General features: G+C 67.6%; 13 protein-coding genes and 1 pseudogene. 7 read left to right on the forward strand and 7 right to left on the reverse strand.

Going from position 1 to position 13,516, the window contains the following annotated elements:
- Nucleotides 1–51: 51 nt before the first annotated feature.
- The 3 genes from ACWD04_RS06750 to ACWD04_RS06760 all read right to left on the reverse strand — a co-directional run bounded on the left by ACWD04_RS06750 (nt 52) and on the right by ACWD04_RS06760 (nt 3,503).
- Nucleotides 52–1,431, reverse strand: coding sequence for an MFS transporter (locus ACWD04_RS06750; RefSeq protein ID WP_451128844.1), 1,380 nt, complete (start codon nt 1,429–1,431; stop codon nt 52–54).
- A 264-nt stretch (nt 1,432–1,695) separates the two neighbouring features.
- On the reverse strand, nt 1,696–2,880 hold the full coding sequence (locus ACWD04_RS06755) for a GDSL-type esterase/lipase family protein (protein ID WP_451128846.1): 1,185 nt from the start codon (nt 2,878–2,880) through the stop codon (nt 1,696–1,698).
- Nucleotides 2,877–3,503: a TetR/AcrR family transcriptional regulator gene (locus ACWD04_RS06760; protein ID WP_451128848.1), complete on the reverse strand. Its 627-nt coding sequence runs from the start codon at nt 3,501–3,503 to the stop codon at nt 2,877–2,879. The genes ACWD04_RS06755 and ACWD04_RS06760 overlap by 4 nt, the downstream gene beginning before the upstream one ends.
- Nucleotides 3,504–3,998: 495 nt before the next feature.
- Here ACWD04_RS06760 and ACWD04_RS06765 point away from each other — a divergent pair, with 495 nt between their 5' ends.
- On the forward strand, nt 3,999–4,607 hold the full coding sequence (locus ACWD04_RS06765; protein WP_451128850.1) for a Dps family protein: 609 nt from the start codon (nt 3,999–4,001) through the stop codon (nt 4,605–4,607).
- A 447-nt stretch (nt 4,608–5,054) separates the two neighbouring features.
- Here ACWD04_RS06765 and ACWD04_RS06770 read toward each other — a convergent pair whose 3' ends face one another.
- Both ACWD04_RS06770 and ACWD04_RS06775 read right to left on the reverse strand, forming a co-directional pair.
- A complete protein-coding gene (locus ACWD04_RS06770; RefSeq protein ID WP_451128851.1) occupies nt 5,055–5,489 on the reverse strand; it encodes a DUF2267 domain-containing protein in 435 nt (144 codons plus the stop codon).
- A gap of 339 nt (nt 5,490–5,828) precedes the next feature.
- Complete coding sequence (locus tag ACWD04_RS06775) at nt 5,829–6,263, reverse strand: Hsp20/alpha crystallin family protein (protein ID WP_451128852.1); 435 nt, start codon at nt 6,261–6,263, stop codon at nt 5,829–5,831.
- Between the two features lie 127 nt (nt 6,264–6,390).
- Here ACWD04_RS06775 and ACWD04_RS06780 point away from each other — a divergent pair, with 127 nt between their 5' ends.
- Nucleotides 6,391–7,041: a type III effector protein gene (locus tag ACWD04_RS06780; RefSeq protein WP_451128854.1), complete on the forward strand. Its 651-nt coding sequence runs from the start codon at nt 6,391–6,393 to the stop codon at nt 7,039–7,041.
- Between the two features lie 55 nt (nt 7,042–7,096).
- On the opposite strand, the gene ACWD04_RS06785 is transcribed toward ACWD04_RS06780, so the two are convergent.
- Nucleotides 7,097–7,663: a hypothetical protein gene (locus ACWD04_RS06785; protein WP_451128856.1), complete on the reverse strand. Its 567-nt coding sequence runs from the start codon at nt 7,661–7,663 to the stop codon at nt 7,097–7,099.
- A gap of 275 nt (nt 7,664–7,938) precedes the next feature.
- Nucleotides 7,939–9,597 (reverse strand): catalase, encoded by a 1,659-nt coding sequence (locus tag ACWD04_RS06790; protein ID WP_451128858.1) that lies wholly within the window; start codon nt 9,595–9,597, stop codon nt 7,939–7,941.
- Between the two features lie 208 nt (nt 9,598–9,805).
- On the opposite strand from ACWD04_RS06790, the pseudogene ACWD04_RS06795 reads away from it, so the two are divergent.
- The 5 genes and pseudogenes from ACWD04_RS06795 to ACWD04_RS06815 all read left to right on the forward strand — a co-directional run.
- Nucleotides 9,806–9,898 (forward strand): annotated as a pseudogene (locus ACWD04_RS06795) (alpha/beta fold hydrolase); the annotation flags it as partial.
- Nucleotides 9,898–11,163 (forward strand): PP2C family protein-serine/threonine phosphatase, encoded by a 1,266-nt coding sequence (locus ACWD04_RS06800; protein WP_451128860.1) that lies wholly within the window; start codon nt 9,898–9,900, stop codon nt 11,161–11,163. The pseudogene ACWD04_RS06795 and the gene ACWD04_RS06800, both read left to right, overlap by 1 nt.
- A gap of 9 nt (nt 11,164–11,172) precedes the next feature.
- Nucleotides 11,173–11,340: a hypothetical protein gene (locus ACWD04_RS06805; RefSeq protein ID WP_451128862.1), complete on the forward strand. Its 168-nt coding sequence runs from the start codon at nt 11,173–11,175 to the stop codon at nt 11,338–11,340.
- A gap of 35 nt (nt 11,341–11,375) precedes the next feature.
- Nucleotides 11,376–11,693: a hypothetical protein gene (locus ACWD04_RS06810; protein WP_451128864.1), complete on the forward strand. Its 318-nt coding sequence runs from the start codon at nt 11,376–11,378 to the stop codon at nt 11,691–11,693.
- A gap of 288 nt (nt 11,694–11,981) precedes the next feature.
- On the forward strand, nt 11,982–13,175 hold the full coding sequence (locus ACWD04_RS06815) for an FUSC family protein (protein WP_451128866.1): 1,194 nt from the start codon (nt 11,982–11,984) through the stop codon (nt 13,173–13,175).
- Nucleotides 13,176–13,516 lie beyond the last annotated feature (341 nt).

Below are 13,516 nucleotides of genomic sequence, written 5' to 3' on the forward strand. Positions count from 1 at the left end.
GTCCTTACCGCCTAGGCAGGTCGCCCACGAACACACATATGCGACCTTTGTTCAAGAATGCCCGTGTGCGTCCCCTCTCTCAACCGCCCCCGCCCCGTCACAGCCGTTTGGCTCAGCTCCGGTGTCCGGTACCGGCAGCGTCCGTCCCATGCGGGCGAGCGGAGAGAGCGCCAGCACCGCCGGAGACACCAGCATGCCCGCAGCCGCCACCAGGAGGCCGACGCGCAGTCCCCAGCCCTCCGCGAGCCATCCGCCGAGCAGGGATCCGAACGGGGCGAGCCCCAGCCCGGCGAAGTTGATCGTCGCGGCGACACGGCCCTGCATCCCGTCCGGGGTGACGGCCTGGCGGACAGCCATGACCGTGACGTTGACCAGTTGGCCGAAGGTCCCGAACACGAAACCGACCGCCACAAGGACCGGGACCGTCACGGCGGGGGATCCGTGCAGCGCGGGCACGCACAGCATCACGGCGTCGCCGATCCCCGCCGCACACACGAGAACGGGGCCATATCCCAGATGGCCGGGGAGCCGGACCGCCAGGAACGAGCCCAGAAGCGCGCCCGGCCCCGTCGCGGCGAGCGCCAGCCCGATGGCGGCACCGGACAGATGCAGTTCCCGTGGCAGGAAGAGCAGATAGACGGTCATCGTCGCGGCGAAGAAGAACTGGAAGGCGGCCGAGGCAAGACTGACGGCCCGCAGCGCGACGTTCCGCGCCACGAAGCTGAGGCCTTCCTGGATTTGCCGCCGGATCCCAGGGGGCCGCTCCCGGCTCCCGGGAACCGGTTCGTGGCGGCGGATCCGGCTGATCGAAAGGAACGACAGGGCGAAGAACGCGGCGCTCGACGCCGCACCGATCGGCGCCGACAGGAGCGAAACCAGCGCGCCGCCCAGGGCAGGGCCGCCGAACTGAGCAGCCGACCGGCTGGCCTCGAGCGCGCTGTTGCCACGCAGCAGCTGATCGCGGTCCACCAGACGCACGAGTGCGGCCTGGTACGCCACATCGAAGAGGACGGACAGAGCACCCGCGACGAAGACGACGACGAACAGCGTCGGCAGACCGAGCATGCCCAGGAAGCCGGTCACGGCGGCGGCCGCCAGTGCCAGGGCCCGGCTGATGTCGGCCAGTACCATCACCGGCCGGCTCCGTCGGCTGTCCACCCACGCCCCGGCGAGGAGCGCGAACAGAAACACCGGCACCTGCCCCACCGCGCGGAGGGCGCCGATCCGGTCGGCGCCCGCGTCGAGTGTCAGTACGGCGAACAGCGGCAGGACCACGAGTCCCGTGTGCTCGCCGAGTTGGGAGGCCGTCTGACCCACCCAGAGTCTGCGGAAGTCACGGTCGGACGACAGGCTCGGCGGCGGAACCGGACGGCCGGAACCGGACGCAGCAGAGGAAGAGGAACGGGAGGAGGCGGAGGAAGAGGACGGCACGGGGCCCCTTGGAACGCAGGGAAACGAAGCCCGCCACCCGGCGCACGGCAGATGCCGTCGGCAGTCCGGGGTCGGGAAGGGTTCGCTGTGCCGCGTGACAAGGAGGGCAGCACGCGATGACAGGCCGCTTACGGACTACGACGTCAACGCGCGCACGGACGACCGGGCATACCTCAACTCCTCGTCAGTCACTCACCGCACCCGAGAGTACTCACCTCCGCGCCGGATACGAAAGGGCGCCGGAGACCCGTGCGCCTCGGTGGGTCAGGCGTCCGTGACGGCGAGCGGGCCACCCGCCCGGAAGGCCAGCTTCGCGAAGCGTTCGCCGATGCGGCGGTGCGTGGCCGCGTCGGGGTGCAGGGCGTCGGGGAGCGGCAGCTCTGCGGCGTCCTCCTCGCCGTAGAGTCCGCGGCCGTCGAGGTAGTACAGGTTGGGGTCCTCGGCCGCCCGCTGCTCGACGATGCGGGCGAGTTCGTCCCTGATGGTGCTCAGGGTGAGCTTCCCGGCAGCCGTTTCTGCGGGGTCTCCCCCGGCGCGGAAGTTCAGCTTCCCTGCGCTCAGGGCGCTGTAGTCCGGTGCACTGGGGCCCGGAGTCGTCTCGTGGATGGGGCACAGGACAGGCGAGACGACCACCAGCGGCGTGGTGGGGTGGCCTTCGCGGATCGTGTCGAGGAAGCCGTGGACGGCCGGAGTGAACGCGCGCATCCGCATCAGGTCGGCGTTGACCAGGTTGATACCGATCTTGACGCTGATCCGGTCGGCGGGGGTGTCGCGCAGAGCGCGTGCGGTGAAGGGGTCGAGCAGGGCGCTACCGGCGAATCCCAGATTGACCAGCTCCACACCGCCGAGCGCGGCGGCCAGCGCGGGCCAGGTGGTGGTGGGGCTCGCGGCGTCGGAACCGTGGCTGATCGAACTGCCGTGGTGCAGCCATACCTTGCGTCCCCGGTCCGGCACCGGCTCGACGGGGGCATCAGTGCGCAGGGCGATCAGTTCGGTGGTCTCGTTGTGCGGCAGCCATATCTCGACGTCCTTCGGACCGGCCGACAGACCGCTGAAGCGGAGGGTACCCGCAGGCCCCGGCCGGACCTCCGAGGATCCGGTGGCCAGGTCGATGGTCAGGGTGTTGCCACCGGTCGCACATGCCTGGCCCGCGAAGCGGCCGTCGACCAGCAGGTCGTAGAGCCCGTCCGGTCGGGGCGGGGCACCCACGTACACCCGCTTGGTGGGCAAGGTGTCCAGCTCCACGACGGTCGCCCGCGTACGCAGGACGAGCCGTACGCCGGAGGGCTGAACCTCCGCCATGGCCAGCTGGCCGTCGGTGTTCTGGGCGCGGGCACGAGCGGGCAGCCGGTGCGGCAGCACACCGCGCTCAGTGCGCTCCAGCTCCAGAGCGCCGTGCAGGAGGTCCTCGGTGAGGGGGGTGGTCATCAGCCGGGGTCGGGTGCTCATTCTCCGCCGCCTTTCAGGGTGTGTGTCCGGTTCGATCCGGAGGGGCCGGGCGGCTCGGAGGCGGGCCAGTTCCGCAGCAGGGCGTCGAGGGCGTCCAGGACCCGTGACCAGGTCTCCTGCGTGCCGGGGGAACTGTGGCTGAAGCTCCCGCCCGCCTCCAGGCTGATGTAGCCGTGAAAGACACTGCCCAGCAGCCGGACCGCATGCGTCTGGTCCGGCTCCGTCAGGTCGTAGCCGCGCAGGATCGCCCGCGTCATCTGGGCGTGCCTGACGCCGGCACTGGCTGCGGCCGCTTCCGCGTCGAGCCTGAGCTGCGCCGCGGCGTAGCGGCCCGGGTGCTCCCGGGCGTAGTCGCGGTAGGCGTTCGCGAACGCCTCCAGCGCGTCCTTGCCGGCCCGCCCGGCCAGAGCCGCGGCGACACGGTCGGCGAGTTCGGCCAGAGCCAGCAGGGCGATCCTCGTCTTGAGGTCCTGGGAGTTCTTCAGGTGCGAGTAAAGACTCGCGTCCTTGACGCCGAACTGCCGGGCGAGTGCCGCGACGGTCACCTTGTCAAAGCCGACCTCGTCGGCCAGCTCGGCTCCGGCCTGGGTGAGGCGTTCCGCGGTCAGTCCTGCTCTTGCCATGACCACCCTCCTGTTCAGTGGGTTTGATTATGTAAATGCCTAGTGGAATTAGGCAAATCGATGATTACCCTAAGGGGGTGGCGAGGGTTTTTGGACGGGGAGGCGACAGTCGCGACCGGCGTCTGCGGCGAGGCTGGGGCAGGCGGAGCCGGGAGCTTACTGAGAAGCCGTCCGTTCCCCCGATGTCGCGTCGATTCGACGCTCCGTACAGCCAGGAACCCGCCCGTGAATCCGGCGTCTTTGCGTACGGACCACGGCAAGGATTCAGCAGGGCCGGCGTGGAGTCGTCGAAGGCACTCGACACGCGACTGAGTCCGAGGTCTGCTACTGATCGGCCGTACCGGCTGATTTCCACTCGTTCGCTTTGGGCCGGAGGCCCGGCATAGCTGCATGACCCGCTCGACGGGCGCGGCGAGCACGGGCCGCGTCATCCTTTGGTTACGGTCCCAGCAGGAGGGGGCAGAGGAAGTGCGTCAATCGCCACAAAGGAGAGTCATGTCAGACCGCAGCCCTCTCTACACGGTCCCCGGCCTCAGCACGAAGAACGGTCAGCAACTGGTCTCACTCCTGATCCCCCGTCTGCACGCACTCAACGATCTGGCCCTCACTCTGAAGCACATCCACTGGAACGTGGTGGGGCCTCACTTCGTCGCTGTCCACGAGATGCTCGATCCTCAGACTGCCGCGGTAAGGGACATGGCCGACGACACCGCGGAGCGCATCTCCACGCTGGGGGGTGAGCCGCAGGGCACTCCCGGCGCCCTGGTGGCCGAGCGCACCTGGGAGGACTACAGCATCGGCCGCGCCGACGCCATCGCTCATCTCGGTGCCCTGGACCTCGTGTACACCGGCGTCATCAAGGATCACCGCTCGGCAGCCTCCAAGGCCGGCTCCATGGATCCCGTCACCGAGGACCTCCTCATCGAGCACCTCCGCTCTCTGGAACTGTTCCAGTGGTTCGTCCGGGCACATCTGGAAAGCAGCGGCGGGTCTCTTTCCACGGCTGGGACAACGACAGAGGAGCAGGCCGCCCGGACTGCATCCCCCACTCGCAAGGCAGCCACCAAGCGGCCGGCCAAGAAAACCAGCAGGTCGAAGGCATGATCCCAGTGCGTGAACAGAAGACGGCGACCATCTGCCGGGTACCGAGCCACTGACGGCAGGAGATGTCACTTCATGGTTGAACCTGCACTGAAGGATGAGCAGCAGTGACAGGAACCTGGTGCGCGAAGTGATGTCACGCCGAAGGCCCCCCACCTGACTGTCTTCGTCGGCACTTCGGCGTCTGTCAGGGTGCAGGAGGCCTCCGACGGGGATGGCGAGAATCCAGCAGAAGCCGGGGGTGGCCAGGGGAGTGCCACTCTCGGGCCAGCTCCAGCCCCTGCTCATAAGGTGCATCGCCTGCCCGCACCGGCAGACAGCACGCCCGATTCGTCCACAGCGCGATGACGGTTACGGGCGAGCCGCACGGATCCACCGAAGCCCTACAGGACTACGCCTGGCTCCCGGCGGCAGCGCCCTCGCCCGAGGGGCCGTGGCCCGTCGGGCCGGTCATGCGGCCTGGATGAGTTCCGCGCGACCGAACAGGAGGGCATAGCCAGGTGGGAGCTGGGCGAGGATGCGGTCGAGAAGCACGGGGCCGGCAAGGTGGGCGACGGTCGCGAGGACAGCTCCGGTGTCCCAGCGGGCGGTGGCGGGAGTGCCGCCTGTGCGAGCAGCCAGGTCCTTGACGAATCCCCAGCCGGTCAGCGGGCCGGGGTCGGGGATCTGGTCGGTGAAGATGCGGGCTGCCTCGGTGGGGAGGCGGGCTGCGAGGTCGACACGTTCGTTCCCGGTCAGCTGCCGGCCCAGGCCGGACAACACTGCTTCCGTGACGGTCTCGGCTCGCTCGCGCGTGGGGTACGCGCCCTCGTACCTGATCTTTTCCAGCATCTGATCGAACGTCACGCCCGTGGTGGCGCGGGTCATTTCGCTCGGGGAGCGCATGGACGGGGTTGCCTTTCTTGCGGCGGGCGGCTGCGTCAGGCGAGGGCCGGCAGCCGCGCTGCTGATTTCGGGATGACTCGGCAAGCAGGGGTGCCCGGATCCGCCGAAGTAAGTCCTGACCTCTCATGGCGCATCCGTTACATAGCCACGTTTGTGTGCCGCCGCAGCGCGAACCGCTCCGGGGAGCGGTTCGCGCTGCGGCGAGGCGGCTGAGGCGGACACCCTGGGGTGTCGGCGGATTCGCCCGATGCTCCCCTGCTCGCGTGCCGAGCACGGAGGAGGAGCTACCGAAGGCGCATCGTGCGCTTCAGCCCTACGGGCGAGCGAGCACGACCGGGTTCAGGTGCCGATCTGCTTGTGAGTGGTGTCTGCGCCGACGGTGATCTTGCGAGGCTTGGCTCGCTCGGCGATCGGGACCCGCAGGGTCAGCACCCCTGCGTCGTAATCGGCCCTGATGCGCTCCGTGTCCAGGGTGTCAGCCAGGACCAGCTGACGAGAGAAGACGCCCAGCGACCGCTCGGAGAGCTCCACCTGCACGTCCTCACCCCTCGTGGCGGGGCGGCGCTCCGCCTTGACGGTGAGCATGTTTCGTTCGACGTCGATATCGATCGCGTCAGGCGTGACACCGGGGAGATCCAAGGCGATCACGTACTCCTCGCCCTCACGATAGGCGTCCATCGGCATCACCGACGGCTTGGACCAGGTCCCGTAAACACCCGTGAGCTGCTGGGCGAGCCGGTCCAGTTCGCGGAACGGGTCAGTGCGCACCAACATCGCGAAAACACCTCCACTGGTCAGGCAGGAACTGCCAATGCGCTTCATCTGACTCTGTTGTAGCATGTCATCCAGACGATGACAACTGCAATGTCATCCGAACGATGACGTCAGTGAAGGAGTCTCCATGAACCCATCTCCCTCTGACAGCGAGCCCAAGTCCTTCGCTGCCACCGTGACAGCGTTGCACCGGATCGACGAGGCCGTGCTGGGCGCCCAGACACCAGCGCACGGGTCGCGCGCAGCAGACGAGCAGGTGCATGCCGAGCAGGCGGTGGCTGCTCTGCGTCTGCTGCGCGAGCTGCGCGACCGGCTGGCCGGATGGGAACCGGGGCTGATCGAGGCGGCCCGCGCGGCAGGCACCAGCTGGGCCGACCTCGCCCACCCTCTCGGCGTCGCCAGTCGGCAGGCCGCCGAACGCCGCTATCTGCGCGTACGCCCCGGAGCCCCTGGCGCCACGGGCGAGCAACGCGTGGAAGCCATCCGCAGTGGCCGTGCCGCCGACCGCACCGTCTCCACCTGGTGCCGCGACAATGCCGGTGATCTGCGCCAGCTCGCCGGCCAGATCACCGCTCTGGACGACCTCCCTGCAAACTCCATCACCCGGCTTTCCACGGCCCTCGCTGACGACGACGCCGCCGGCCTCATCGCTCCTCTCGCCGATGCTCACGAACACCTGACGTCCAACCATCCTGGTCTGGCAGCCCGCATCGACACCATCAGCCGCCACACCGACCAGCTCCGACAGGACAGCCACGACCAGCGCACGATGCTCTGACATGCGCGTTTCCCACGCTCTCCGGTGTGTTCGGTCACCACCAGCAGGGCGCGTCCTAGAAAGACAGGTTGCGATGGGCTGCTCGTAGCGCGATACCCTTTGCCTGCTGTACAGGGCGCTGCTGCTCTCCGTGGAGTGCGTTCAGGACTACGATTCCGGCGGTCAGCGCAGGGATGGCCCACTGCACCAGAGCCAGGTGCTTCTGCGCTTGTTCCACATCGACGGGGTGCTTCGCAGCCTTCTCGGTGTCTTCGGGGTCCGGGGAACTGGCGAGATCAATCTTCTTGCCCAAGACGCCGGCGTAGGCAGTGGCAGCCAGAGCTGCACCAGTCAGTACGGTCTTGGCCGCTGTCGACCCCGCGACACCCTGTTGAAGCTGGACACGGGCGCGATTGGCTGTGAGCAGCCCCGTGCCGCCGATCAAGTGGACGCCGATGGCCAAGGCGTTCACGGGCGCCCACCTGGCCCAGCCGGAACTGGCGATCCGCGCGGTCGTGACGTCGTTTCCGCCTTCCTGCTCGGCGGCGCCGTTCAGACCGAGAGCGCCCATGAGGGACCCTCCGAACCAGGCCCCCAGGCCCAGGTCGTGCAAGCTGCGCAGGACGGTATTGCGTTCCGACATGCTGATTCCTCTTTCCGGCGGGCTGCGGACAGTGCTGATCACACACCCCGAGGCTCCGTCACGGCGCGCAAGGAAGCGACACGGGTGACCCACCCGAGGGAAACACGGCTCACCTCTCCGGTCGTGACGGCAACCGCACACCACCGAGGAGGGTGGGCGATCGGCTGGACTGCGACCCGTCCGCTGACCTGCCGTGGCAGCTTGAGTCCCCGACACTGCGTCCGGCGGCAGGGCGAACACCGACGACGCGGGCGGCATGGCCCTGTGGGGTCGGCTCAGCGGTTGACGACGTGGCGCTTGTTGGGGACGCAGTGGGTCATCGTAAGTCCGGTGACATCGCGGGGCGGGTTCTCACCGAGGCGGGCAAGCCGCTCGCGTTCGTCGTCGTTGAGATTCTGCGTGGGGAGTGGCGGCAGCCGCTTGACGTCCCCGAGGCCGATGCCCAAGGCCTCTCCGACGCGCGTACCCAAGTCGGTGTCGGTCATCAGACAGTGCCAGATCATGCGTTCCTGGACCGGACGGGTGCACTGAGCGAACAGGCCGGAGAAGTTCTTGACCAGGTCGTCACGCTCCCATGACTCCATCAGTTGATAGCGCTGGCCGGCTTGCAGGTAATCGTTCGTGCGCGGAATTCTGGCGCGGGTGAGACGTCCGTGGATCTCCGGCCCCTGGTCGTCGTGCGTCGGATACCGGCCCTCGCGGAGACCACCGGTGATCGACGGTTCGTAGTTGACCTCCGGGTTCTCACCGCCGTAGCTGTTGTCGTACGCCATCTGGCCGTCTCGCTGGTTGGTTGCCACGTGTGCGTGCTTGGCCTGGTTGACCGGCAACTGCAGGTAGTTCGGGCCTACGCGGTGCCGCTGGGTGTCGCTGTACGAGAAGGTCCGGCCGACCAGCATCTTGTCGTCCGAGAAGTCGAGCCCGTCGACGAGCACACCGGTGCCGAAGGACGCCTGCTCGTTTTCGGCGAAGTAGTTGTCCGGGACCCGATTCAAGACCATGCGTCCCACCGCCTTCGGTGGGAAGTCCTGCTCGGGCCAGGTCTTCGTGTCGTCCAGCGGGTCGAAGTCCAGTTCCGGGTGTTCGTCGTCGGACATCACCTGGACGACGAGTTCCCATTCGGGGAAGTCCCCGCGGCCGATCGCCTCGTAGAGATCCTTGGTGGCGTGTCCGAGGCCGGTCGCCTGGACGTTCGCCGCGTCTTCCTCGGTCATGCTGCTCACGCCCTGCTTGGGCATCCAGTGGTACTTGACCAGGACTGTGTCGCCCCGGCTGTTCACCCACTTGTACGTGTTGACCCCGAACCCCTGCATGTGGCGGTAGTCGGCGGGGATGCCGCGCGGGCTGAACAGGTTCACCAGCATGTGCATGCTCTCCGGGGTCTGCGACATGAAGTCGAAGATCCGGGCAGGTTTCTGCTCGTGGGTGACGGGGTCGGGTTTGAGCGCGTGGATCACGTCGGGAAACTTGATGGCGTCCCGGATGAAAAAGATTCCGAGGTTGTTGCCGACCAGGTCCCAGTTGCCGTCCTCGGTGTAGAACTTCACGGCGAACCCTCGCGGGTCCCGCGCCGCCTCGGAGGAGTCACGGCCACCGATCACGGTGGAGAAGCGCACCGCCACGTCCGTGCGCTTGCCCGCCTCCTGAAACAGCTTGGCACGGGTGTACTGGCCGATCGGTTCGTCGCCGTACTTTCCGTAAGCCTCGAAGAAGCCGTACGTGGTCACTCCACGCGCGTGCACGACACGCTCCGGAATGCGCTCCCGGTCGAAGTGGCTGATCTTCTCCAGGAACTGGTAGTTCTCCAGGGTCGCTGGGCCGCGAGCGCCGACCGTGCGTTGATTCTGGTTGTCGTAGACCTGGTGTCCCTGCCGGTTGGTCAGCACCGGACGCTTGGTGTCGTCGTCGGACTCCACGCTCTCGGTATCGGTCATGGCTGACTCCTCTCCATCGAATTCGGGTGATCGACTGTTCCCCGCGATGACGCCGCGGAAAGGACATATGAGCTCATGTCCGCCATACGCCACGACATGACGAACCGACTGGCCGTTAGCGCCCCCGGCCGTGAGAGCGGCTGAGCTCGAGCTCGCGCACGGAGCGGCTGGTGACCTCCTGGGCTTCCGGGGCTGGTGGCCCGCGTCTGTCACGCTGGAGGCGACGGGACACTGCCCGCAGCTGAGCGCACCGCAGGCCACCGCGGCGGCGATCACCGACTTCATCGAACTGGCCCGCTGATGAGCCGCACCGCCCACTCTCCGGAGGGGGATCAGGACGTGGACGCCACTGACGTGGCTTCCGACGCTCTGCTGGAGGACAGTGCGGAGGAGCTGTACGAGCAGGCGCCCTGCGGATACCTGTCCACGCTCATGGATGGGACTGTCGCGAAGATCAACGCCACCCTGCTGGAGTGGCTGGGTCTTCCGCGGCACCAGGTGGTGGGCCTGATGCGGTTCACCGATCTGCTCACTGTGGGCGGCAAGCTTTACCACGAGACGCACTTTGCCCCACTGTTGCATATGAACCGTGAGGTCAGCGGCATCGCCCTGGACATCAAGGCCGCCAACGGCCGGCGGATGCCGGTGCTCGTCACCTCGAGGGTGAAGACCGGCGAGGACGGCGAACCGATGCTCGTCCGCACCACGATCTTCGATGCGCGCGACCGTCGCGCCTACGAGGCCGAGTTGCTACGGGGACGCCAAGTGGCTGAAGAGGCACGGCGCCAGACCGAGGTCGACCGCGAGCGGCTGCAGGAAGCCCTCGCCGTTCTCCAGCAGAGTCTGCTGCCCACCGAGCTGCCCAGGATTCCGGGCCTGGAAGCGGGCTCCTACTACCACACCGCCTCTCCCGATCTTCTGGGCGGAGACTTCTACGACCTGTTCCATCTCGGCTCGGGCCGGTGGGCGTTCTTCCTCGGCGACGTATGCGGCAAAGGCCCCCAGGCTGCGGCGGTCACCTCACTGACCCGCTACACGCTGCGGGCGGCCGCGCTGCACGACCCGGACCCCGTCACGGTACTGACCACCCTGAACACCGTGCTGCACGAGCGGCACAGTAGCGGGGATACCCGCTACTGCACCGCCATATTCGGGGTTCTACGCCCGGACAGCGACAGCGTCAGCGTGCGCCTGGCCTCCGGCGGCCACCCCTCTGCACTGATCCAACGCGCTGACGGCGCCGCCCAGTACTTGCCCACCCCCGGCGGCATGCTCATCGGCGTTCTGCCTCAGGCGCAATTCACACCCGCCCACACGCAGCTGTTCCCCGGCGATACCTTGCTGCTCTACACCGATGGCCTGACCGAAGCCCGCACCGGACCCGAACGCGAGCTCTACGGTGACGAAGCTCTGCGCGCCTTCGCCTCCGAACAGCCCCCCAGGGGTCCCCAGGCTCTGATTGTCGCCCTGACTGGCCTGCTCGCCGCTTTCGGCGATGGGCTCGACGACGACACCGCACTGCTCGCCCTAGGCGTGCCCGCCCCTGTTCCCACCCCCCGCGAGTGAAGACCTGCCATGAGCCCGCTGACAGTCACTGCCAGAAACTCAGCCACCGGTCCCGTACTGGCGATCTCCGGTGACCTCGACCAGGTGACTGCACCCGGACTCCGCCAGGCGGTGGAACGCCCCCTGGCTAGTGGGCTCGACATCCCGCCGCGCGGCAACTGCTGGTCCTGGACCTGACCGGTCCGGAAATCTGCGACTCCGGCGGCATCAGCGTGCTGTTGGCGGCACGCAGACCGTCTGCCGGACAGAACGCCGACATAGTCTTGGCCACAGGCCCGGCCGACACCGCCCTGATCCTGCGCATCACCGGCCTGGAACGAATCTGCACCGTCCAAGCCGACGCGTCGACAGCCACGCCCCCCGCTGCGGACCTGGGCGACCGACCGCCTCGTGGTCAGCGAGACGGCGGCGTCCGCAAGACGGTTCCGCTCGTAGGAGTACGTACGAGTGAGACCTGTCAGGCCGGGCACTTGTCATCGGTACGACCGACGAGAGCTGGAGGGTCGATAGCCGTTGGACCGATGCCGTGAGGCGCCAGGCTTGCTGGAACTGGAACCCTGCAGCGGATAGCTCGGCACTGCGCGGATCTCCGTGGAGGTACGTCCGTGGGGCGCGGAGGCTCTGGTGATCGTCGATGGACACCTTTGCGCGGCCCGGGTGGAAAGCTGCGCAACACGGCAGTGGACGCGCTGATCCGGATCCGGCACCGCAGCATGCTTGCACGCCTGGCCGACGCCATGGAGAAGAACCGAAACCGACGCACGACCCAGGCCGACAGCGGTCTGAGCAACGTAAGAGGCCGGAGGACGCAGGCTTTCATGACTCGCGGCACGATGACCGAACGGGTGGACAGGGAGCGGGTCGCTGTACTGGGCCAGTGGTCGCGACGCGCTTTCTCGTACGCCGGAGACCAACGCGACACCCTTCTGGTGATCGGAAAGAGTACCCTTGCCGCCACTCTGGCCTGGGCGATCGCCTACAACGGTCTCGACGCGCGTTCGCCTGCCTTCGCCCCGTTCTCAGCGGTACTGATCATGCAGGTGACCGTCTACCGCTCGGTCGTGCAGTCGCTGCGCTACGTCGGTGCAGTCGTCGCGGGGGTCCTGGTGCAGGCAATTCTCGGTTTCCTCGCCGGCCCCGACCTGCTGACCTTCGTGCTGGTCGCCCTCATCGCCCTTGCCATCGGGCGTTGGCCCGTTCTCGGCGTCCAGGGACCCCAGGTCGCCACCGCCGCCTTCTTCGCCTTCTCGACCTACACCTCGTCGTCCGGGGACTCCCAGCGGTTCTTCCGGCTGGGTGAGATTGTGCTGCTCGTTCTCATCGGTTGTGCGATCGGCACCGCCGTCAATGTCCTCGTGGCCCCGCCGCTGCGCTATCGCAGCGCCGAGTACAGCATCCGCAGCCTTGCCCACACCCTCCACGACATCCTCGCCGACATGCATCCCGTGCTCGCCGAGGGAATGCCCGACCAGGACACAACCGGGGGGTGGCGGGCCCGCGCGGCACGCACGGGCCAGATGATCGAGCAGGCTCGGGCGGGACTCGAGACAGCCAAGGAGAGCGCCCTGCTCAACCCTCGACGCCTGATGCGCCGCTACCGAGGCCACCCGGGTTTCCAGGGCTACGAGGCAGTGCTCGGCGCCCTGGAACGCACGCTCTATCAGGTGGCTGCTCTCACCCGCGGGCTCGACCGGCCCCGTGAGGAGGACGAGGCCCGCAGGCCGTTCCTGCAGCGGTACGCGGCGTTCCTGGAATCCGCTGGCGCAGTCGCTCAGGTGCTGACGACACTGGATGAGACAACTCTGCTCCAGCAGGCGAAAAGACTCGATCGGCTCACCGGCAAGGCCCAGGTCTGCCGCGATGAGGTAGTCGAGGAGTCCGACCGGTTGTCCCTGTCCCTCGCCGACCCCTCCGCCCCGTACGGCATCCTCGTCACCGAGGCGACACGGCTCATGGAGGAATTCCGGTACACCTCTGACGTCCTCCTCGAAGTTGCTCGGAACCCGCGGTGAGACGGAGGAACCCGCTGGTCATGTCGTCCGGAGGAGTGCATAAAACGCTTCATCCACAGGTACTGACGGTCTCTCCTGGAAGCCACGCGTTCAGCTGTCGTCGGAGCTGAGCCGTGTTCACGTCACCCGGTGACAAGCAGCATCCGAGACGCATGTCTGAGGGGCCCCTCGTCGGGCACCAGGTACGTACTGCGTGTACGAACGGTCGGTGGTGCTGACGGCCCCGCACCGCGGAAGGGATGGTGTCCGCGTGCTGCCCCAGTTGCCTGCGCGGCGATCTGGAACGTGCGCCCTGATGCGGTGGATGATCAAGCCGTGAGCGTCATCGGGTGCCGGGTCCG

The sequence above is a fragment of the Streptomyces sp. NPDC002911 genome, assembly GCF_053591835.1.

What these genes read in the sequence shown, in the direction of transcription:
- ACWD04_RS06780 (WP_451128854.1), top strand. Translation starts at nt 6,391, where the DNA reads ATGAACCCATCTCCCTCTGACAGCGAGCCCAAGTCCTTCGCTGCCACC.
- ACWD04_RS06765 (WP_451128850.1), top strand. Translation starts at nt 3,999, where the DNA reads ATGTCAGACCGCAGCCCTCTCTACACGGTCCCCGGCCTCAGCACGAAG.
- ACWD04_RS06800 (WP_451128860.1), top strand. Translation starts at nt 9,898, where the DNA reads ATGAGCCGCACCGCCCACTCTCCGGAGGGGGATCAGGACGTGGACGCC.
- ACWD04_RS06755 (WP_451128846.1), bottom strand. Translation starts at nt 2,880, where the DNA reads ATGAGCACCCGACCCCGGCTGATGACCACCCCCCTCACCGAGGACCTC.
- ACWD04_RS06805 (WP_451128862.1), top strand. Translation starts at nt 11,173, where the DNA reads ATGAGCCCGCTGACAGTCACTGCCAGAAACTCAGCCACCGGTCCCGTA.
- ACWD04_RS06785 (WP_451128856.1), bottom strand. Translation starts at nt 7,663, where the DNA reads ATGTCGGAACGCAATACCGTCCTGCGCAGCTTGCACGACCTGGGCCTG.
- ACWD04_RS06775 (WP_451128852.1), bottom strand. Translation starts at nt 6,263, where the DNA reads ATGTTGGTGCGCACTGACCCGTTCCGCGAACTGGACCGGCTCGCCCAG.
- ACWD04_RS06815 (WP_451128866.1), top strand. Translation starts at nt 11,982, where the DNA reads ATGACTCGCGGCACGATGACCGAACGGGTGGACAGGGAGCGGGTCGCT.
- ACWD04_RS06790 (WP_451128858.1), bottom strand. Translation starts at nt 9,597, where the DNA reads ATGACCGATACCGAGAGCGTGGAGTCCGACGACGACACCAAGCGTCCG.
- ACWD04_RS06770 (WP_451128851.1), bottom strand. Translation starts at nt 5,489, where the DNA reads ATGCGCTCCCCGAGCGAAATGACCCGCGCCACCACGGGCGTGACGTTC.
- ACWD04_RS06760 (WP_451128848.1), bottom strand. Translation starts at nt 3,503, where the DNA reads ATGGCAAGAGCAGGACTGACCGCGGAACGCCTCACCCAGGCCGGAGCC.